General features: G+C 64.3%; 23 protein-coding genes and 1 tRNA gene. 14 read left to right on the top strand and 10 right to left on the bottom strand.

All coding sequences use genetic code 11. The features are described from left to right. The 3 genes from lptC to CIT40_RS00575 all read right to left on the bottom strand — a co-directional run bounded on the left by lptC (position 1) and on the right by CIT40_RS00575 (position 2,895). Entirely contained in the window at positions 1-729 is a 729-nt protein-coding gene (gene lptC, locus CIT40_RS00565) for an LPS export ABC transporter periplasmic protein LptC (protein ID WP_094894165.1), read from the bottom strand. A 132-nt stretch (positions 730-861) separates the two neighbouring features. Then, positions 862-1,476: a ribonuclease D gene (locus CIT40_RS00570; RefSeq protein ID WP_094894162.1), complete on the bottom strand. Its 615-nt coding sequence runs from the start codon at positions 1,474-1,476 to the stop codon at positions 862-864. A 105-nt stretch (positions 1,477-1,581) separates the two neighbouring features. Continuing rightward, complete coding sequence (locus tag CIT40_RS00575; protein WP_094894160.1) at positions 1,582-2,895, bottom strand: UbiA family prenyltransferase; 1,314 nt, start codon at positions 2,893-2,895, stop codon at positions 1,582-1,584. Between the two features lie 251 nt (positions 2,896-3,146). On the opposite strand from CIT40_RS00575, the gene CIT40_RS00580 reads away from it, so the two are divergent. The 6 genes from CIT40_RS00580 to CIT40_RS00605 all read left to right on the top strand — a co-directional run bounded on the left by CIT40_RS00580 (position 3,147) and on the right by CIT40_RS00605 (position 6,077). After that, complete coding sequence (locus CIT40_RS00580; protein WP_094894158.1) at positions 3,147-4,418, top strand: MFS transporter; 1,272 nt, start codon at positions 3,147-3,149, stop codon at positions 4,416-4,418. Positions 4,419-4,545: 127 nt separating this feature from the next. Further along, positions 4,546-5,127, top strand: a complete 582-nt coding sequence (locus CIT40_RS00585; RefSeq protein WP_244611887.1) for a lysozyme inhibitor LprI family protein — start codon at positions 4,546-4,548, stop codon at positions 5,125-5,127. A gap of 209 nt (positions 5,128-5,336) precedes the next feature. After that, positions 5,337-5,495, top strand: coding sequence for a hypothetical protein (locus tag CIT40_RS00590; RefSeq protein ID WP_155526007.1), 159 nt, complete (start codon positions 5,337-5,339; stop codon positions 5,493-5,495). A gap of 33 nt (positions 5,496-5,528) precedes the next feature. Next, entirely contained in the window at positions 5,529-5,786 is a 258-nt protein-coding gene (locus tag CIT40_RS00595) for a type II toxin-antitoxin system ParD family antitoxin (protein WP_094894152.1), read from the top strand. Next, positions 5,783-5,950, top strand: coding sequence for a type II toxin-antitoxin system RelE/ParE family toxin (locus tag CIT40_RS00600; protein WP_334265233.1), 168 nt, complete (start codon positions 5,783-5,785; stop codon positions 5,948-5,950). The genes CIT40_RS00595 and CIT40_RS00600 overlap by 4 nt, the downstream gene beginning before the upstream one ends. Further along, a complete protein-coding gene (locus CIT40_RS00605; protein WP_334265234.1) occupies positions 5,889-6,077 on the top strand; it encodes a type II toxin-antitoxin system RelE/ParE family toxin in 189 nt (62 codons plus the stop codon). The genes CIT40_RS00600 and CIT40_RS00605 overlap by 62 nt, the downstream gene beginning before the upstream one ends. Positions 6,078-6,121: 44 nt before the next feature. Here the strand turns inward: CIT40_RS00605 and CIT40_RS00610 are convergent. Continuing rightward, positions 6,122-6,208 (bottom strand) — tRNA-Leu (locus tag CIT40_RS00610). A 151-nt stretch (positions 6,209-6,359) separates the two neighbouring features. Between CIT40_RS00610 and CIT40_RS00615 the strand changes: the two genes are divergently transcribed. Then, a complete protein-coding gene (locus CIT40_RS00615) occupies positions 6,360-7,325 on the top strand; it encodes a complex I NDUFA9 subunit family protein (RefSeq protein ID WP_094894150.1) in 966 nt (321 codons plus the stop codon). Positions 7,326-7,502: 177 nt separating this feature from the next. Here CIT40_RS00615 and CIT40_RS00620 read toward each other — a convergent pair whose 3' ends face one another. The 3 genes from CIT40_RS00620 to CIT40_RS00630 all read right to left on the bottom strand — a co-directional run bounded on the left by CIT40_RS00620 (position 7,503) and on the right by CIT40_RS00630 (position 10,490). Then, positions 7,503-8,243: an SDR family oxidoreductase gene (locus CIT40_RS00620; protein ID WP_094894147.1), complete on the bottom strand. Its 741-nt coding sequence runs from the start codon at positions 8,241-8,243 to the stop codon at positions 7,503-7,505. Positions 8,244-8,246: 3 nt separating this feature from the next. Continuing rightward, a complete protein-coding gene (locus CIT40_RS00625) occupies positions 8,247-9,572 on the bottom strand; it encodes an FAD-binding oxidoreductase (protein ID WP_094894145.1) in 1,326 nt (441 codons plus the stop codon). A gap of 111 nt (positions 9,573-9,683) precedes the next feature. Further along, positions 9,684-10,490 carry an undecaprenyl-diphosphate phosphatase gene (locus tag CIT40_RS00630; protein WP_094894142.1) on the bottom strand — a complete coding sequence of 269 codons (807 nt, stop codon included), beginning with the start codon at positions 10,488-10,490 and terminating at the stop codon, positions 9,684-9,686. 169 nt (positions 10,491-10,659) lie between these two features. Between CIT40_RS00630 and CIT40_RS00635 the strand changes: the two genes are divergently transcribed. The 3 genes from CIT40_RS00635 (at position 10,660) to CIT40_RS00645 (ending at position 13,580) form a co-directional block, all read left to right on the top strand. Continuing rightward, complete coding sequence (locus tag CIT40_RS00635) at positions 10,660-11,352, top strand: glutathione S-transferase family protein (protein WP_094894140.1); 693 nt, start codon at positions 10,660-10,662, stop codon at positions 11,350-11,352. Between the two features lie 97 nt (positions 11,353-11,449). After that, positions 11,450-12,607: a tRNA epoxyqueuosine(34) reductase QueG gene (queG, locus tag CIT40_RS00640; RefSeq protein ID WP_244611888.1), complete on the top strand. Its 1,158-nt coding sequence runs from the start codon at positions 11,450-11,452 to the stop codon at positions 12,605-12,607. A gap of 175 nt (positions 12,608-12,782) precedes the next feature. After that, positions 12,783-13,580 (top strand): acyl-CoA thioesterase domain-containing protein, encoded by a 798-nt coding sequence (locus CIT40_RS00645; protein ID WP_094894135.1) that lies wholly within the window; start codon positions 12,783-12,785, stop codon positions 13,578-13,580. Positions 13,581-13,588: 8 nt separating this feature from the next. On the opposite strand, the gene CIT40_RS00650 is transcribed toward CIT40_RS00645, so the two are convergent. Beyond that, entirely contained in the window at positions 13,589-14,053 is a 465-nt protein-coding gene (locus tag CIT40_RS00650; protein WP_162307798.1) for a nuclear transport factor 2 family protein, read from the bottom strand. On the opposite strand from CIT40_RS00650, the gene CIT40_RS00655 reads away from it, so the two are divergent. After that, on the top strand, positions 14,040-14,186 hold the full coding sequence (locus tag CIT40_RS00655) for a hypothetical protein (protein WP_162307309.1): 147 nt from the start codon (positions 14,040-14,042) through the stop codon (positions 14,184-14,186). The genes CIT40_RS00650 and CIT40_RS00655 overlap by 14 nt on opposite strands. A gap of 8 nt (positions 14,187-14,194) precedes the next feature. Here CIT40_RS00655 and CIT40_RS00660 read toward each other — a convergent pair whose 3' ends face one another. Beyond that, a complete protein-coding gene (locus CIT40_RS00660) occupies positions 14,195-14,983 on the bottom strand; it encodes an alpha/beta hydrolase (protein ID WP_094894130.1) in 789 nt (262 codons plus the stop codon). Positions 14,984-15,227: 244 nt separating this feature from the next. Between CIT40_RS00660 and infC the strand changes: the two genes are divergently transcribed. Further along, entirely contained in the window at positions 15,228-15,767 is a 540-nt protein-coding gene (gene infC / locus CIT40_RS00665; protein WP_094894656.1) for a translation initiation factor IF-3, read from the top strand. A 62-nt stretch (positions 15,768-15,829) separates the two neighbouring features. On the opposite strand, the gene CIT40_RS00670 is transcribed toward infC, so the two are convergent. Continuing rightward, the gene (locus CIT40_RS00670; RefSeq protein ID WP_162307800.1) at positions 15,830-16,234 is read right to left on the bottom strand and encodes a hypothetical protein; all 405 of its coding nucleotides are present in this window, start codon (positions 16,232-16,234) and stop codon (positions 15,830-15,832) included. Between the two features lie 270 nt (positions 16,235-16,504). On the opposite strand from CIT40_RS00670, the gene rpmI reads away from it, so the two are divergent. Continuing rightward, entirely contained in the window at positions 16,505-16,705 is a 201-nt protein-coding gene (gene rpmI, locus CIT40_RS00675; protein WP_008143958.1) for a 50S ribosomal protein L35, read from the top strand. A 90-nt stretch (positions 16,706-16,795) separates the two neighbouring features. Continuing rightward, on the top strand, positions 16,796-17,155 hold the full coding sequence (gene rplT / locus CIT40_RS00680; protein WP_028179126.1) for a 50S ribosomal protein L20: 360 nt from the start codon (positions 16,796-16,798) through the stop codon (positions 17,153-17,155). Positions 17,156-17,297 lie beyond the last annotated feature (142 nt).

Consider the following 17,297-nt stretch of genomic DNA (forward strand, 5'->3'; position numbering starts at 1 on the left):
TCACTTTGAATTGGCAGATTTGTTCTTTGACTTGGCCGACGGCACCGCCGGCGCAGGCTCGACCGCTGCAGGCTGCGCAGCGGCAGGGTCATCCAGCTTGTCCAGATGCATCACCACATTGCCTTCGAAGCGGATGACGTCGCCGCCTTCGGTAATGCGCAGTTTGTCCGCGGTCAGCGTGCCGTTGGTCAGCTTGACGTCGACGCGCTCGTCCGAGGAGACCGTGCCCTTGTTCATGTCGACGAACGCGGAGTTCAGTCGCGCCTCGTAGCCGGTGGAGGTGCGCAGGAAGATGTCCTTGTGCAGATCGAGCTGCTGCTGCTTGTTGTTGAAGCGGCCGGTGCGGGCATCGAGGAACAGGGTCGATTGGTCCTCCATCAGCACCTTGGCGCGCAGGTCCTTGAGATCGACATGGTCGGGGTCGGTGACGTCCTGTGTCGCGGTCTTGGCCCAGAGCTCGTAGGGCCGCTGGTCCGGGGTGAAGCCGGACAGATGCGGCGATTCCATCGTGATCTTGGTGCCCGACACCACCATGTTCTCGACGGTGAGCGGCAGCTCGGGGATCCTGAACTTGTTGAAGAACGCGATGTAGATGATCACGGCCATCGCCATGACCACCGTCGCCGGCACCGAGACCCGCAGAATCCGCACTAGGCGGCTGTGGCGCGCCGCGCTGGCAAACTTCGCCGCAAGCGCGGCGTCGTAGGTGGGATTGTGGGCCGAATTCACCTGAGCTCCAGGGTGCCTGCTAAGCCTGTTCGGGTCGACGGTGCATTGTACCCGGCGCCGGCAAGATATGCAGCTGGCGACAGGCCGTTACGAAAGTGTCCGAAACGGGGCGGCAACTCCCTCCAGATGGCCTCAGGAGTGCGCGAAAATGTCCTCCTCCTCCCAGCCCTGAAGGTCGAGCAGGGCACGGGTGGGCAGGAAGTCGAAACAGGCTTTGGCCAGCGCGGTGCGGCCTTCCCGCACCAGCATGGCATCGAGCCGCTCGCGCAGGGCATGCAGGTGCAGCACGTCGGAGGCGGCGTAAGCAAGCTGCGGCTCGGTCAGGCTGTCGGACCCCCAATCGCTGGACTGCTGCTGCTTCGAGAGATCGACATTGAGCACCTCGCGCACGAGGTCTTTCAGGCCGTGGCGGTCGGTGTAGGTGCGGATCAGGCGGGAGGCAATCTTGGTGCAATAAATCGGGCCGGTCATGACGCCGAAGGTCTGGTACAGCACCGCGACGTCGAACCGCGCGAAGTGGAAGATCTTGGTGTTGGCGGGATTGGCCAGCAGCGCCTTCAGGTTCGGCGCGTCGGTGTGCCCCTTGGGGATCTGCACCACGTCGGCGCTGCCGTCGCCGGGCGAGAGCTGCACCACGCAGAGCCGGTCGCGGTGCGGGTTCAGCCCCATGGTTTCGGTGTCGATCGCCACCGCTCCGGTGTAGCGGGACAGGTCGGGCAGGTCGCCGCGATGCAGGCGTACGGTCATGGCGTTTCAAAACCTCGGGTCGAATCGGTTACGTCGTCACAATATCTAATTCGGATTGCCCGCGATGTAGCCATTGCCGGCGGGCCGCGCAAGCACGGGCTTCGCTCAGATCGCCGCCAGCATGATGCAGATCATCGCCGCAACCGCAATGCGGCTGGGGCCGTCGCGGAAGGCGTACAGGATCGGATCATCGGGCATCTCGCGGCGATGCGCCATCATCAGGGCGCGGCCGAACCAGTACAGCAGCAGCGGATTGAGCAGCCACAGCATCCAGGGACGGCTGTAGAGCGGCGTCACGGCGGACGAGGAGACGTAGAGCGAGAACACGGTCACCGCGTTCATCGCGCTCGCCGCCGCCAGCGCGCCGATGACGTGCAGGTCGGTGACGCGATAGTCGCGGTTGGAGGGATCGGCCAAGCCGGCACTCTCGCGCATGCTGAGCTCGCTGAAGCGCTTGATCAGCGCCAGCGAGGTGAACACGAACAGCGAGAAGATCAGCAGCCATTCCGAAAGCACCACGCCGACGCCGACCGCGCCGGCGACGATGCGCAGCGTGTAGAGCCCGGCGAGCGTGACGATGTCGACCAGCATCTTGCGCTTGAGCACGAGCGAATAGGCGATGGTCGTGGCGAGGTAGGCGCCGAGCACGGCGAGGAACAGCGGCGAGATGCAGAGGGAGGCTGCGACCGCGAACAGCCACAATACCGGGATCGCCATCAGCGCCGAGGAGATCGGCAAATCGCCCGACGCCAGCGCGCGGTGACGCTTGGTCGGATGCTGCCGGTCGGCCGCGAGATCGAGCAGATCGTTCATCAGATAGGCGCCCGACGCACAGGCCGAGAACGCCAGGAACGCCAGCAGCGCCGAGCCGAAGCTGGCAAGGTTGAGCTGATGCGCGGTGATGACAGGCACGAACACCAGCGTGTTCTTGGCGTATTGATAGACGCGAAGCGCTTTCGCCCAGGTCTTGAGGCCGGCACGGCCGCGGCTATGCGCGCCGATGCGCGTGGTGCCATCGCGATCGAAGGGAAGCTCGCCAGCGGCGAGATCGACCGGCGCAACCACGCCGTCGAAGCCGAGATGCGCGGCGATGGACGCTGCATGATCGCCGAAACGGTCGGCGACCAGATAGATCTTCTCGCCGCGCGCCCGCGCCGCCAGCGCCTGGTTCAGCACGTCGGAATCGTAAGGCAGACGGGCGGTGTCGATCTCGGCTTTCGCCAGGATATCGCAGAGCGCCGCCATGCCCGGTCGTCCGCCCGCACCGAAGCGGGCCAGCACGCGGCCGGGGCTGGAGAACAGCGCCTCCATCAGCAGCTCGGACCGCAACAGGCCGCCTTCGAGATCGATGAGCAGAGTCCGCGCAGCCGCCGAAGTGCTCGACGCGCCGGAACCGTACTGCCGGGCAGGCTGCTCCATCCGAAAACGCTCTGACTTGCCGCAAATGACCGGGCATCCCGCCGGGAAGCAGGAAAATGGACGGTCGCGAGCCTAGGGGGCATTCGCTAAAGGCGGCTTAATCGGTGGGTCTGCCGACTGTTGCCGGGATCACACAGCACCGAGCGGGCCTGTTATTCCCGCACATTCTGCGCCAGGCGCCCGGTGAAATTCGCGCTCACCGACCCCATCTGCCAACTTCCCCACCGCCCCTCACCCTGCACCAGGTGCCAATGACCGACCAGACGCTCGCCGCGCCGATCGACGATCCATCACAACGCCAGCGCGGCTTCTCGCGCTACCAGGTTCTCCTCATTGCGCTGCTCGCGTTCGCACAGTTCACGATCATTCTCGATTTCATCATCATGTCGCCGCTCGGCGCCATCCTGATGCCTTCGCTCGAGATCACCGCCGGGCAATTCGGTGTCGCGGTGTCGGCCTACGCGTTCAGCGCGGGACTATCGGGCATCCTCGCCGCCGGCTTTGCCGACCGCTTCGACCGCAAGCGCCTGCTGCTGTTCTTCTATGTCGGCTTCACGCTCGGCACCCTGCTCTGCGCCATGGCGCAGACTTACCACGTGCTCTTGCTCGGCAGGATCGTGACCGGATTGTTCGGCGGCGTGATCGGTTCGGTCGTGCTTGCCATCGTGACCGACCTGTTTCCGTTGCAAATGCGCGGCCGCGTGATGGGATTCATCCAGACCGCGTTCGCCGCGAGCCAGGTGCTGGGCGTTCCGGCCGGATTGTATCTCGCCAATCACTGGAGTTGGCACGTCTGCTTCTTTGCAATCGTCGGCCTGTCGATCGGGACGATTGCCGTCATCGCCTTCGCCATGGAGCCGGTCGACGCGCATCTGAAACTGAAGCAGGACCGGAACCCGTTCCATCATCTGATCGCGACGGTTGGTGAGCCGCGCTATACGCTGGCTTTCGCGGTCACGACGTTGCTCGCGACCGGCGGCTACATGATCATGCCGTATTCCAGCGCCTTCACCGTGAACAATGTCGGCATCGACATGGCGCATTTGCCGATCATCTATCTCGTCTCCGGCCTGTTCAGCATCGTCACCGGCCCGCTGGTCGGCCGCGCCAGCGACGCCTTCGGCAAGTACCCGACCTTCGTGTTCGGCTGCGTGATGACCATCGTCATGGTGCTGATCTACACCCATCTCGGCCACGTCTCGCTCGCGACCGCGATCCTCGTCAACGTGCTGATGTTCGTCGGCATCTTCTCGCGCATGATCCCGTCGCAGGCGCTGATGTCGGCAATCCCCGATCCCGACCAGCGCGGCTCGTTCAGCGCGGTCAGCGCCTCGCTGCAGCAGCTCTCCGGCGGTCTCGGCTCGGTGCTCGCCGGCGCGATCATCGCGCAAGCGCCCGACGGCTCGCTGCTCCATTTCGACCGGATCGGCTACGTCGTCGTCACCACGACGATCGTCACGCTGGCGATGATGTATTTCGTGCAGAAGGCGGTGGCGGAGCGGGCGGGGAAGCGGGTGGTGTGAGGGGGGACCGGTCCACTGCTACCTGTCCCGCGCGCGCAGCGTGAGCTGCCATCTCTCTCGATCCAAGGGAGATCCAAGGCAGATCCAGTCCTATTCCACATTCAGGTGAACCAACGCTGGGCCTTCGATGACCAAGTTGCATGTATCACCTATCGGTCGAAAGCTTCATTTGCCGCAGTGGTCTTGCGTTTCGAATCTTCGACGCGCCGAACGGAGATCTCCAATGAAGCTCAAACTTGCCGCCGCGGTGCTCGCCGCAAGCCTCCCGCTCGCATCGATGGCTTTCGCGCAAGGCGCCGCGCCAGCCGACCTTGCAGTGATCGATGCCTGCCTGAAGACCGCGGAGAAAACCGGCGGTTTCGGCGGCGCATGCGTCGGGCTCGTCGCCGACCCCTGCATCAAAGCGGCGGACGGCGCGAATGACGACGTCGCCAAATGGAAAGCCTGCGCGGCGCGTGAACTCGCCGTTTGGACGCAGAAAACCAGTGACGCGCTAAAAAAGGTCAAGGCCGGCGGGTTCACCGACGTCATCAAGGCGGTCGAGGAATCCCAGAAAACTTTCGCCGCGTCGCGTGATCGCTTCTGCGCCGTCTTCGACAAAGTCGAGCCCGGCATGTACAAGGGCGACGCGAACTACTGCCGCCTGCGCGAGACCGCAAACCACGCGCTGAGCCTGATCAAGCTCGGCGCTGCGGTCAACGAGCACTGAGACCTCTGAGGCGCTCGGGGTCATCAGCTTTGCCGACCGTTTTCCACATAGCGACGACGGCTTCGGCCGCGAGCGTGGTGGACGTCGTTCATGGCTCACCTGGGATCCGGGCAACGGCTGTCGGCGCGTAGCGCTTGCCTGAGCGACTGACCAAGCCATCCGCCTCCAGTCGCCTGCGATCCGTATCGTCCAGACGAGCGATCGACATCGTGTTGATCGTCGCCATCGCCTTCGCCATGGAGCCGGTCGACGCGCATCTGGTCGCGATGCATTTTCGTTCAGAAAGCGGTGGCGGAATGGATGGGGAAGCGGGTGTGGGGGACGGGGCGCCACGGAATTTCCCCTTGGATGCAAACAACAGCCAATAATAGTTATTGATCACTTAGGTTTCGGAGCAGCGGATGGCGGTCAGTGCAGATTTGGGCGAAGCCCTTGAAAACTTTGTGATAAAATTGGTTGCGTCCGGCCGCTATCACTCGAAGAGCGAGGTGCTGCGCGAGGGTGTGCGGCTCATCCAGGAGCGCGAGGCACGGCTGGCCGTATTAGACGCCGCGATTGCTCGCGGGCTCGATGACGCTGAGGCAGGCCGGATGAGGCCTAGTTCCGAGGTTTTTGACCGACTGGAAGCGAAATTGGCCGGCAAGGCCAACCGCTCGTGATCGTCGTCGTCACTGCGGAAGCCGAAAGAGACCTTGAAGATATCGCGGCGTACGTCGCCCAGCAAAGTCTACCAAGCGCACTCACACTCATCCGCGGACTGCGTGAAAAGTGCGATTCTCTTGCCGACGCGCCGCGCAGCTATCCGCCCGCGCTACGAACATAAAGGTATTCGTCGGCGTCCGTTCGGCAGCTATTTGATTTTCTATCGAGTTGGCAACGATGCGATCGAAGTGATCCACGTCCTTCACGGCGCGCGAAACTATGAGCCGCTGCTCTTTCCGGAGGATTAGGGCTTCTTGGGCAACCGCCGATAAGCGATCGTGCCGACCTAAAATGGTGCCCAGGAAAGGACTCGAACCTTCACGGCCGTTAAGCCACTGGCACCTGAAGCCAGCGCGTCTACCAATTCCACCACCTGGGCATGCCGTTTGGGGCACGGAGGCGGTTACTACGGTTCGGTGACGCCGTTGTCAATTCATGCTTCAAGGCCGGTTCGGGATGCCGATTGCGCATCGCAAACCGGCCCGATACAAGCCTGACACGACGCACTCTTTTCCGCAGGAACGGCTCCCATGGCATCGAATCTGGAAACTCTCGTCACGGTTTTCGGCGGATCGGGGTTTTTGGGCCGGAATGTCGTCCGCGCCCTGTGCAAGCGGGATTACCGGGTCCGGGTCGCCGTGCGGCGGCCGGAACTGGCCGGCTACCTCCAGCCCTCCGGCAAGGTCGGACAGGTCCACACCGTGCAGGCGAATCTGCGCTATCCGGCCTCGGTCGAGGCGGCGCTGCGTGATTCGCATGTCGTGATCAATCTGGTCGGCATCCTCGCCGAGGGCGGCGCCCAGACCTTTGACAGCGTCCAGGCCAAGGGCGCCGAGACGGTCGCCAAGGCGGCTGCGGCCGCCGGGGCCCGCCTGGTGCATGTCTCGGCGATCGGGGCCGACGCCGAATCGCCCTCGCGCTACGCCAGGGCCAAGGCGGCCGGCGAAGCCGCGGTATCGGCTGCGGTGCCCTCGGCCACGATCTTCCGCCCCTCCGTGATTTTCGGGCCCGAGGACCAGTTCACCAACCGCTTTGCCGCGCTGGCCCGGATGTCGCCGGTGCTGCCGCTGATCGGCGGCGAGACCAAGATGCAGCCGGTCTATGTCGGTGACGTCGCCACCGCGATCGCGGACGCGGTCGACGGCAAGGCCAAGGCGGGCGCGACTTACGAGCTGGGCGGCGCGGAAGTGCTGACCATGCGCGAGATCATCGAGGCTATTCTGGAGATTACCGACCGCGAGCGGATGCTGATTCCGCTGCCGTTCGGCCTCGCCCGCTTCAAGGCCGCCTTCCTGCAATTCGCGCCGGGCGCGTTCAAGCTGACGCCGGACCAGGTCACGCTGCTGGAGCGCGACAACGTCGTGTCGGAGGCGGCGAAGGCCGCCGGGCTGACGCTGGAAGGACTCGGTATCACCCCCGATTCGCTGGAAGCGATCGCTCCGCAATATCTCTGGCGTTTCCGCCCGGCGGGGCAGTTTCAGCGCATGGGCGTGTGAGAGCGCCTCTCTCTCCGCCGTCATGGCCGGGCATAGCCGTTCGAAGAACGGCGTCGCTTTGCTCGCCTACGTCCCCGCCATCCGCGCCCTTCTTCCCTCGGCGCCGAGAACGTGGATGCCCGGCACAAGGCCGGGCATGACGAGTTCGCGGAGCAAGCGGGGCGAGGGATTACACCCTCAAAACTTCAGCTTCTTGAACACCGCTTCCGGCAGCGTCTTGATGATCAGCATCACGAGGCGCCATTTGCCGCTGACATAGACGACGTCGGTCTTGTTCTCGACCGCGCGGAGAATGGCATCGCCGACCACCGGCGCCTCGACGGTGAGCGGGCCGATCAGCTTCATGCCCTCCGTCATCCTGGTGCGGACGAAGCCGGGCTTGACGGTGACGACATGCACGCCGCCACGGCTGGCGCGGGCGCGCAGGCCGGAGAGGAAAGCGGAGAAGCCGGCCTTGGCCGAACCATAGACATAGTTCGAGGCGCGGCCGCGATCACCGGCTACCGACGACACGCCGACGATCGTGCCGCTGCCGCGCGCCAGGAATCTTTCGGCGAACAGGCCGAGGATCAGCGCCGGCCCTTCGTAGTTCGAGCGCATGATCGCGGTGGCGTGGGCAAGATCGCTCTCGGCATCCGCCTGCACGCCGAGCAGGCCGACGATCGAGATGACGATTTCGGGCAGCGCCGGAAGAGCTCCGATAAAGCTCTCGAACGATGCGGTGTCGAGCACGTCGAATTTGTGGAGGCCGACCTCGACATCGTAACGCGCACGCAGATCGGCGGCATCTGGCTCCAGCGCGGCGACGTCGCGGCCGGCAAGGGCAACATCGTATCCCGCTTTGGCAAAGGCGCGCGCCGCGGCGCGGCCGATGTCGGAGGAGCCGCCGAGCACCAATACGGATTTGCGTGACGTCACGGCCTAGACCTCATCGAACAGACGCTGTGAAAGTTTCGATCGGATGTTGCCGGCGGGATCGAGCGATTTGCGGATCGCGTTGAAACGCCGCAGGGCAGGATAGCCGGCCTCGAAGGTCGCGCGCGACTGCCGGGCATCTTTCGCCAGATACAGCCGGCCGCCGGCGGCGACGACCAGGCGATCGATCTCGTCGAGGAAATTCAGGATGTCGCCCTTCACCGGGAAGTCCAGCGCCAGCGTGTAGCCAGGCAGCGGGAACGACAGGATGCCGTCGCCCTGGCCGAGCTTCTTGAGCACGGCGAGGAAGGAGGCGTCGCCGCGCCGCGCGACCCGATCGAGGATCTCGCCGAGCACGGCGCGCGCGCCGGCTTGCGGGATCACGCATTGATGCTGGAGGAAGCCGCGCTTGCCGTAGATGCGATTCCAGCCACCGACGCTGTCGAGCGGAAAGAAATACGGATAGAGCGAAACCACATGGCTGCCGCCGGCGCGCCGCGCGCCCATGCGGTAGTAGAGCTCGTTGAAGGCGCGGACGCTGGTGCGGTTCAATGCGATCGACGGCAGGTCGACCGGCACGCTGAGGCGAGAGCCCTGGCCGACCGGAAATGCATCGGCACCTTCCGCCAGTTCGCCCCTGTCCGCATGCTCGCCGAGATAGATCAGCGAACGGCCGAGATCGCGGCCGCGTGCCACGCAGTCGATCCAGGCCACCGAATAGGTCGCGGCGTCGCCCGCCTCGAGTGCGCGCATCGCCGCATCGAGATCGGACGCCGAGATCACCCGCTCGCGGATCCACCCGGTTTCCACCGGCCGCAACCGCATCGTCGCTTCCAGGATGATGCCGGTCAGGCCCATGCCGCCGACGGTCGCGAAGAAGGCGTCGGAATTCTCGTCGCGCGAGGCCTCGATGACCTCGCCCTGCCCGGTGCGCAGCAGCAGGCTGTCGACGTAGCGGCCGAAGCCGCCTTCGCAATGATGGTTCTTGCCGTGCACGTCGGCCGCAATGGCGCCGCCGACCGAGACGAAGCGCGTGCCGGGCACAACGAAGGGCAGAAAGCCGCGCGGGCCGAAGGTGTCGATCAGGTCCGACAGCAGAACGCCGGCTTCGAGACGGATGCGACCGGTCGCCGGATCGAACGACCTGACCCGGTCGAAGCCGGTCATCGTCAGCGTTCGCGTCGCGCCGATCGCGGCATCGCCATAGGCGCGGCCATTGCCCCGCGCGACGGTGCCGGCCGAGACGGCTTCGCCGACCGCCGCGAACGAGCGCGGGCGCAGCACGTCGCTATCGACGACCGGGAAACGCCCCCAGCCGCTGACGAGTGTCATGGCTCAGCTCCTGTGCCGGGCGCGCGCCGCCCGGCGTAGGAAACTGACTAGCGACCAAAAGCTTATTTTGCGTTGCAGACGTGATGCGGGCGTAGCCCCGATCAGAAATGCTTAACGCCCGAGCGCCAGCGCGATCAGGCCGAGCGTGCCGACGATGACGCGCCACCAGGCGAACACCACGAAGCCGTGCCGGGTGACGTATTCCAGGAACGTCTTGACCACGATGATCGCGGTGATGAACGACACCACGAAACCGATCGCGACGACGCCCATGTGGTCCATCGTCATCTCGGAGCGGTTCTTGTAGAAGTCGTAGGCGAACGCGCCGATCATGGTGGGAATGGCCAGGAAGAACGAGAACTCCGCCGCCGCGCGCTTGTCGGCGCCGAGGAACATCGCAGCGACGATGCTGGCGCCGGAACGCGACACGCCCGGGATCATCGCCACGCACTGTGCGATGCCGATATAGAGATACATCAGCAACGGAAACCTGGTGGCGTCATGCTCGCGCGGCTTGAGGTCGAGCTTGTCGACCCAGAGCAGGATGGCGCCGCCGACGATCAGCGTGAAGCACACGACCCAGGGATTGAACAGCACGCTCTTGATGTATTTGCCGGCGACGAGGCCGACGATGACGGCGGGCAGGAACGCGACCAGCACGCCGATCACGAAGCGGCGCGAATAGGTGTCGCCGGTGAAGAAGCCGATCACGACGTCCCAGAGCTTCTTGAAGTACAGCCCGACGATCGCGAGGATCGCACCCAGCTGGATCAGAACCGTAAACGAATCCCAGAAGGCGCCTTCGCCGAGATGGAAGAAGCGTTCCGCCAGCAGCAGATGGCCGGTCGAGGACACGGGAAGGAACTCGGTCACACCCTCGATGATGCCGAGGATCACTGCCCGTATTGCGTCTGACATATTTACGGTCCATTTCGGCTGGAAAAGCGGGGCTCTTCTCGCCTATTCGCCCCCATGCCGCAATCGCAAAATGCGAAATCACGCCCTTGCCTCGCGGTTTTGAAGGACTAGTGTGGCGCCGCACAAACATTGATGGAATCTTAAGCACCATCACATAGTCAAAGGCTTCATGTTTACGCTGTTTCATCATCCGTTCTGTCCGCATTCGCGTTTCATCCGTCTGATCGCGGGCGAATATGGGCTCGACCTCAAGCTGGTCGAAGAGCGCAGCTGGGAACGGCGCGAGGCGTTTCTGCTGCTCAATGCGGCGGGCACGACGCCCGTCATGCTGGATGACGAGCAGCCGCCGATCCCGGGCGCTGCGATCATCGCCGAATATGTCGACGAGGCCTATGGCGCCGAGATGGGACCCAAGCGCCTGATGCCGGAGACGATCTCCGAGCGCGTCGAGGTTCGCCGGCTGATGGCCTGGTTCAACGAAAAGTTCTTCGAGGAGGTCTCGCATCCTCTCGTCACGGAGCGCATCTACAAGCGTTTCATGAGCGAGGAGAACGGCGGGGGGGCGCCTTCCGCCGACGTGATGCGCGCCGCCAAGGCCAATGTGCGCTATCATCTGGCCTATATCGGCTGGCTGGCGCAGACGCGTAATTTCCTCGCCGGCGACCGGCTCACTTACGCGGATCTCGCCGCCGCGGCGCATCTCTCGGCGATCGACTATCTGGGCGACGTGCCATGGAGCGAGGACGATTCAGCAAAGGCGTGGTACGCGCGGGTGAAGTCCCGCCCGTCGTTCCGTCCGCTGCTGAGCGAATGGCTGGCCGGCGTGCCGGCATCGCGGACCTACGTGGACCTGGATTTCTGATGAAGGTCGTCATGCCCGGGCTTGTCCCGGGCATCTACGTTGTTTCACTTTCCATGAGCGCCAAGCAAGATCGTGGATGGCCGGGACAAGCCCGGCCATGACGAGCGTGGACATATTGGTGGCTAGATCCAGCACCGACACTGTTGGGCTGCGTGCTGCTCTCGACGAGCAAGCGCGTGCGCTCGGCTTCGACTGCATCGGCATCACCCAGCCCGGGACGATCGAGAGTGCCGGACAACACTTTCTCGAATTCATCGCATCAGGCCGTCATGGCGACATGGACTGGCTCGCGAACCAGCCGGAGCGACGCGTCGACCCGCGCGGGCTGTGGGCCGACGTGCGCTCGGTGATCATGCTCGGCGTCAATTACGGCCCCGATTCCGATCCGCTCGCAGTCCTCGCGCAACGCACGCGCGCGGCGATCTCGGTCTATGCACAGGGCGACGACTATCACGATCTCATCAAGAAGCGCCTGAAGGCGCTGGCGCGCTGGCTGGTCGCAGCCGCGCCGTCGGACGTGAAAGTGTTCGTCGACACCGCCGCCGTGATGGAGAAGCCGCTGGCGCAGACCGCCGGTCTCGGCTGGCAGGGCAAGCACACCAACCTCGTCTCGCGCGCGTTCGGCTCGTGGCTGTTTCTCGGCGCAATCTACACCACGCTCGAATTGCCGCGCGACGATGCCGAGATCGATCATTGCGGCTCGTGCCGGGCTTGCCTCGACATCTGCCCGACCGCGGCGTTTCCCGCGCCCTACGAGCTCGATGCGCGACGCTGCATTTCCTATCTCACCATCGAGAACAAGGGACCGATCCCGCACGAATTTCGAAGGGCGATCGGCAACCGCATCTATGGCTGCGACGATTGCCTCGCCGCCTGTCCCTGGAACAAGTTCGCACAGGAGGGACGCGAGGCCAGGCTCGCAGCACGCGACGAGCTGCGCGCGCCTGATCTTGCCGAACTTGCACGCCTCGACGACACCGCGTTCCGCACGCTGTTCACGAAGTCGCCGGTCAAGCGCATCGGCCGCGACCGGTTCTTGCGGAACGTGCTGATTGCGATCGGCAACTCGGGCGACGCGGGGCTGGCGGCGGAAGCGCGGCGGTTGCTCGACGACGCGAGTCCGCTGGTGCGCGGCGCTGCGGTATGGGCGCTGGGGCGGTTGGTGTCGCTGGAGGAGTTTGAGGCGATGAAGTCGGCCGCAGCAACTAACGAGCACGACGATAGCGTGCGTGCGGAGTGGCACGCCGTTTCCTAACCCTCGGTGTCATTCCCCGCGAAGGCGGGGAATCCAGTACGCCGCGGCCTATCGCGTGACCCAAGTTCGTCACGGAGTACTGGATCGCCCGCCTGCGCGGGCGATGACACCTACTGTTGTGGCTGCGGCCCTCCCGCCCTTGATTTCCCGGCGCGTTCCCGCAAAGTCGGTCATCATGACCAACCTACCTTTCTTCACCCGCGACGGTGACACATTCCATCCGACGGAAGCCGCCAATGGTCCGTGGGATCCGAAATCGCTGCACGGACGCGTCGTCGTCGGGCTGCTCGGCTTTGCCATCGAGGAGCGCCATTCCGGTCCCGAATTGATGCCGGCGCGGCTCACCGTCGACATGTACAAGCTGCCGACCATCGACAAGCCGATCGAGGTGACGACGCGCCTCGTGCGCGATGGATTGCGCATCCGCGTGGTCGAGGCGGAGTTCGTCTCCGGCGGCGTCAGCATGGCGCGGGCCTCGTGCCAGCTGCTGCGCAAGACACAAAATCCGGATGGCAATGTCTGGTCGCCGCCGAACTGGGACGTGCCGAAGCCGGCCGACATTCCAAAACCCACCGATCCCAGGCTCGGCATGAACGGCAAATGGACCACGCGCCCGATCGTCGGCCATATGGGCTCGCTCGGTCCGAGAAAGCTCTGGATGAGCGAGGTGCGCGAGCTGGTCGCCGGCGTGCCGATGACGCCGTTCGTCCATGTCGCCGTTGGTGCCGACTTCGCCAGCCCGTTTGCCAATGCCGGCGACAACGGGCTCGGCTACATCAACAGCGACGTGACGATCTATCTGCACCGCCTGCCGGTGACGAACTGGATCGGATTCGAGGTGGTGAACCATCACGCCACCGATGGCGTCGCGATCGGCGAATGCTGGCTCTATGACGAACAGGGGCCGATCGGCACCGCGACGGTGGCCGCGCTGGCGCAGCGCAAGCCGATGGCGAATCCGTCGAAGCGGTAGCTTGTCGTCTACGCAAGATGCCGCAGCATCTCCGGCCGCGCCTTCAGCTCCGCGCCCTGCTTGGCGACGATCTTCGCGATTCTTTCAGGCGCGAACTTCAGGTCGACGAAGGCCGGTGCGGTATTGGCGACCTCGTGATAGTTCACGATCCTGCCGTCACGCAGCGTCATGATCGCGACACCCTCGAACATCGCCCGCGCGCCGCCAGCTTCCGGCAAGGTCGAACGATAGCTGAAGGTGTAGCGCGCATAGAGCGTGGTGCCGTCCGACACGGGATCATGCATATCCCAGCGGAAATCGGTCGCCGTGCGATAGAACCAGTCGTCGATCATCGCAGCGATTTTTGCGCGGCCAGCGAAGGCGCCGTAGAACACGTCGTGATAGACGCCGTCCTCGGTGAACAGCTCGGCGAAGGCGCGGCCGTTGCGCTGTTCGACGGCGTCGCAGAAGGCGCGCAGCATGGCGGTGGTCATCGGCGTTTCTCCCATCTCCGTCATGCCCCGGCTTGACCGGGGCATCCAGTACGCCGAGGCATCTCGGCTCAATTGCGACCGCTGCGGCGTACTGGATCGCCCGATCAAGTCGGGCGATGACACCGCGTGCTGAGCAACACTTCACCCGATCTCCGCCACCGCGGCAAGGATTCGCGCGATGTCCTGCGGGCGGGAGAGGCGGTGGTCGCCGTCCTGGATCATGGTCAGCACGACGTCGTCGGCCGGCAGGCGATGCGTCAGCGCGAAGGCGTGCTGCCAGGGCACGTCGGGATCCTTCGCGCCCTGCAGGATGCGGACCGGGCAGCCGAGATCGATGGCGCTGCCGAGCACGAGATGGTTGCGGCCCTCCTCGATCAGCTTTCGCGTGATCGGATAGGGCGAGCCGTCGCCATATTCCGACGGGCGCATCCAGACGCCCTTGGTCTCGATCTCCTGCTTCACCGCGGGCGAGAAATTCTTCCACATCAGCTCTTCGGTGAAATCAGGCGCCGGCGCGATCAGCACGAGCCCGGCGAGCGAGGCCGCGCCATAACGCTTCTTGATTTCGCGCGCGAGCAGCAGCGCCATCCAGCCGCCCATGGACGAGCCGATCAGGACCTGCGGGCCATCGCAGAACCGTTCGAACACCGCCACGCACTCCTCCAGCCAGCGTCCGATGGTTCCGTCGGCGAAATCGCCGCCGGATTCGCCGTGACCGGAATAGTCGAACCGGACCATGGCGCGGCCGTGGTCTTTGGCCCAGGCGTCCAAGGCTACGGCCTTGCCACCCAGCATGTCCGACTTGAATCCGCCCAGCCAAACCAGGCCGGGGCCCTTGCCGGCACGGCTGCGCACCGCGATCCTGCGGGCGGATGTGCCCTCGCCCACATCGATGAAGTCGAGAACGGCCTCGGGAATGGCATCACTCATGGAACGTTTACTCTGGCTGTGCAGTTTGAACTGTCCGGGCGTAGTCCGCGGCGCAGCCCGGATTGGCCGTTTGGGACGCTTGCGGAACAGAAGCAAGGTGTCTATGTCCGTCGGGGTGCCGATGGGCGTGACCGAAATGCCTCGCATTTGAGGGTATTTCGCCTCCCGCCCGAGCGAATTGCTTGCCGGCAAACCTATATTCCTGCACAGTAGCCGCCTCTTTCACAACTTTGGAGAACAACCCATTCGCCGTCCCAATAAAGCCCCGCCCGTTGCCAGCAAAGACGGGCCGCGCATCAATGACGATATCCGCAATGCGCAGATTCAGCTGATCGATCAGGCCGGTGACAACAAAGGCACCGTGGAGACCGTCGCGGCTATCCGCATGGCCCAGGAAGCCGGCATGGATCTGGTCGAGATCTCGCCGAACGTCAGCCCTCCCGTCTGCAAGATCATGGACTACGGGAAGTATAAGTATTCCGCCCAGAAGAAAGCCGCCGAAGCCCGCAAGCGGCAGAAGATCGTCGAGATCAAGGAGATCAAGCTCCGCCCGATGATCGACGACCACGATTACGACGTGAAGATGCGCGCGATGCAGCGGTTCTTCGAAGAAGGCGACAAGGTCAAGATCACGTTGCGCTATCGCGGCCGCGAAATGGCGCACCAGGAGATCGGGACAAAGCTTCTGGACAAGGTCAAGAGCGACGTCGCCGAGTTCGCCAAGGTCGAGCAGGACGCCCGGTTCGAAGGCCGCCAGGTCGTCATGGTGCTGGCGCCGCGCTGACGCCGGCTTTTCAAGATAGAGATTTCAACGGCCCGTCCGGATCTCCGGCGGGCCGTTTTCGTTCAGGTCCGCGTCGCCTGCCAGGTGCCGCTGCACTGGTCGCCGGAAATGATGCCCTTCCACGAGCCGGTGCCGTTCACGCCGGCGAGCCGGCCGCCGCCGCTGGCATGGGAGGCGCCGACCGAGACATGGACCGCCACGGCGCCGCCGCGCTTGACCGTACCGGAGACCCGGCCGCCGCCGGCGGAGGAGACCCGGCTGCCCGTCACCGTGAAGGGCACGCTGTAGCCCGAGCTGCAATTGCCCCGGGTGGTGGCGAAGGTGACATTCCAGATGCCGTCATAACCGCCGACGCGGGCATCGGCGGTCGATGGCAGCGCGGCCGTGGCGAGTACGGCAAGCAGCGCCAGACGGCGCGGGCGGACGAAATCAGTCAAAGAGAAAAGCATTTGGGACAAATGGGCCATTTTGGTCCTGCTCCGGGCGACACCGCTTGGACATAAGTGTACCAGCACCGAATAGTCGGCCGGTAGGTTCCGCTGGTTCATCGTTGCCAATTCGCCCGTTCTCTGTCATAAGCCCGGCCTTCATCGCCCGGCTGATTAAGGGCTGCCGTGGCGGTGTCCGTGCGGGTTTCGCGCTTGTTCGCAAAACCTGAGCACAATCAACGCTCTAACGAGCATTTTTGACGGCCAGCCGCCTTCGCGGGCGGATCCCTGTGCCATTAGGAGAGCCAAATGCCCAAGCTGAAGACCAAATCGGGCGCCAAAAAGCGCTTCAAGGTGACTGCCACCGGCAAGGTGATGTTCGCCCATCGCGGCAAGCGTCACGGCATGATCAAGCGGACGAAGAAGCAGATCCGTCAGCTGCGCGGCACCGCGGTGCTGTTCAAGACCGACGGCGACAACGTCAAGAAGTACTTCTTGCCGAACGCCTGATCGCGTCCAAGGACGTCCAAGATCATTGCCGACCGTGCCGCCTGTTACGCGGCAATCCGATAACCAAAGTCATCTCTGAAGGATTTCGTCATGTCTCGCGTCAAACGCGGTGTGACCGCCCACGCCAAGCACAAGAAAGTCTACAAGGCCGCCAAGGGCTTCTATGGCCGCCGCAAGAACACCATCCGCGCCGCCAAGCCGGCGGTCGAGAAGGCGATGCAATATGCCTTCCGTGACCGCAAGCGCAAGAAGCGGACCTTCCGCGCGCTCTGGATCCAGCGCATCAATGCTGCCGTCCGTCCGTTCGGCCTGACCTACAGCCGATTTATCGACGGCATGGCCAAGTCCGGGATCACCGTGGACCGCAAGGTGCTGTCCGATCTCGCGATCAGCGAGCCTGCGGCGTTCCAGGCGATCGCCGAGAAGGCCAAGGCCGCCCTCGCGGCCTGATGAGGCCAGAGCTGTGCTGGCGGCGGAAAGCCGTCCTGCACCGTGCTCTGCGTAGCTTGTGATGGCCCGGGCAGAGGCGCGTTTCCGCGCCCGACTGCCCCGGCCCTCATCCTCGCGCAAACACTTCTCCGACGTGGAAGCC

The sequence above is a fragment of the Bradyrhizobium amphicarpaeae genome, assembly GCF_002266435.3.
GTDB classification, from domain to species: domain Bacteria; phylum Pseudomonadota; class Alphaproteobacteria; order Rhizobiales; family Xanthobacteraceae; genus Bradyrhizobium; species Bradyrhizobium amphicarpaeae.

Excerpts from the sequence above, each read along its gene's own strand:
- CIT40_RS00570 (WP_094894162.1), bottom strand. The coding sequence starts at position 1,476 with ATGACCGTACGCCTGCATCGCGGCGACCTGCCCGACCTGTCCCGCTAC.
- CIT40_RS00575 (WP_094894160.1), bottom strand. The coding sequence starts at position 2,895 with ATGGAGCAGCCTGCCCGGCAGTACGGTTCCGGCGCGTCGAGCACTTCG.
- CIT40_RS00580 (WP_094894158.1), top strand. The coding sequence starts at position 3,147 with ATGACCGACCAGACGCTCGCCGCGCCGATCGACGATCCATCACAACGC.
- CIT40_RS00585 (WP_244611887.1), top strand. The coding sequence starts at position 4,546 with ATGACCAAGTTGCATGTATCACCTATCGGTCGAAAGCTTCATTTGCCG.
- CIT40_RS00595 (WP_094894152.1), top strand. The coding sequence starts at position 5,529 with ATGGCGGTCAGTGCAGATTTGGGCGAAGCCCTTGAAAACTTTGTGATA.
- CIT40_RS00615 (WP_094894150.1), top strand. The coding sequence starts at position 6,360 with ATGGCATCGAATCTGGAAACTCTCGTCACGGTTTTCGGCGGATCGGGG.
- CIT40_RS00625 (WP_094894145.1), bottom strand. The coding sequence starts at position 9,572 with ATGACACTCGTCAGCGGCTGGGGGCGTTTCCCGGTCGTCGATAGCGAC.
- CIT40_RS00630 (WP_094894142.1), bottom strand. The coding sequence starts at position 10,490 with ATGTCAGACGCAATACGGGCAGTGATCCTCGGCATCATCGAGGGTGTG.
- CIT40_RS00635 (WP_094894140.1), top strand. The coding sequence starts at position 10,660 with ATGTTTACGCTGTTTCATCATCCGTTCTGTCCGCATTCGCGTTTCATC.
- queG (WP_244611888.1), top strand. The coding sequence starts at position 11,450 with ATGACGAGCGTGGACATATTGGTGGCTAGATCCAGCACCGACACTGTT.
- CIT40_RS00645 (WP_094894135.1), top strand. The coding sequence starts at position 12,783 with ATGACCAACCTACCTTTCTTCACCCGCGACGGTGACACATTCCATCCG.
- CIT40_RS00655 (WP_162307309.1), top strand. The coding sequence starts at position 14,040 with ATGGCGGTGGTCATCGGCGTTTCTCCCATCTCCGTCATGCCCCGGCTT.
- CIT40_RS00650 (WP_162307798.1), bottom strand. The coding sequence starts at position 14,053 with ATGACCACCGCCATGCTGCGCGCCTTCTGCGACGCCGTCGAACAGCGC.
- CIT40_RS00660 (WP_094894130.1), bottom strand. The coding sequence starts at position 14,983 with ATGAGTGATGCCATTCCCGAGGCCGTTCTCGACTTCATCGATGTGGGC.
- CIT40_RS00670 (WP_162307800.1), bottom strand. The coding sequence starts at position 16,234 with ATGGCCCATTTGTCCCAAATGCTTTTCTCTTTGACTGATTTCGTCCGC.
- rpmI (WP_008143958.1), top strand. The coding sequence starts at position 16,505 with ATGCCCAAGCTGAAGACCAAATCGGGCGCCAAAAAGCGCTTCAAGGTG.
- rplT (WP_028179126.1), top strand. The coding sequence starts at position 16,796 with ATGTCTCGCGTCAAACGCGGTGTGACCGCCCACGCCAAGCACAAGAAA.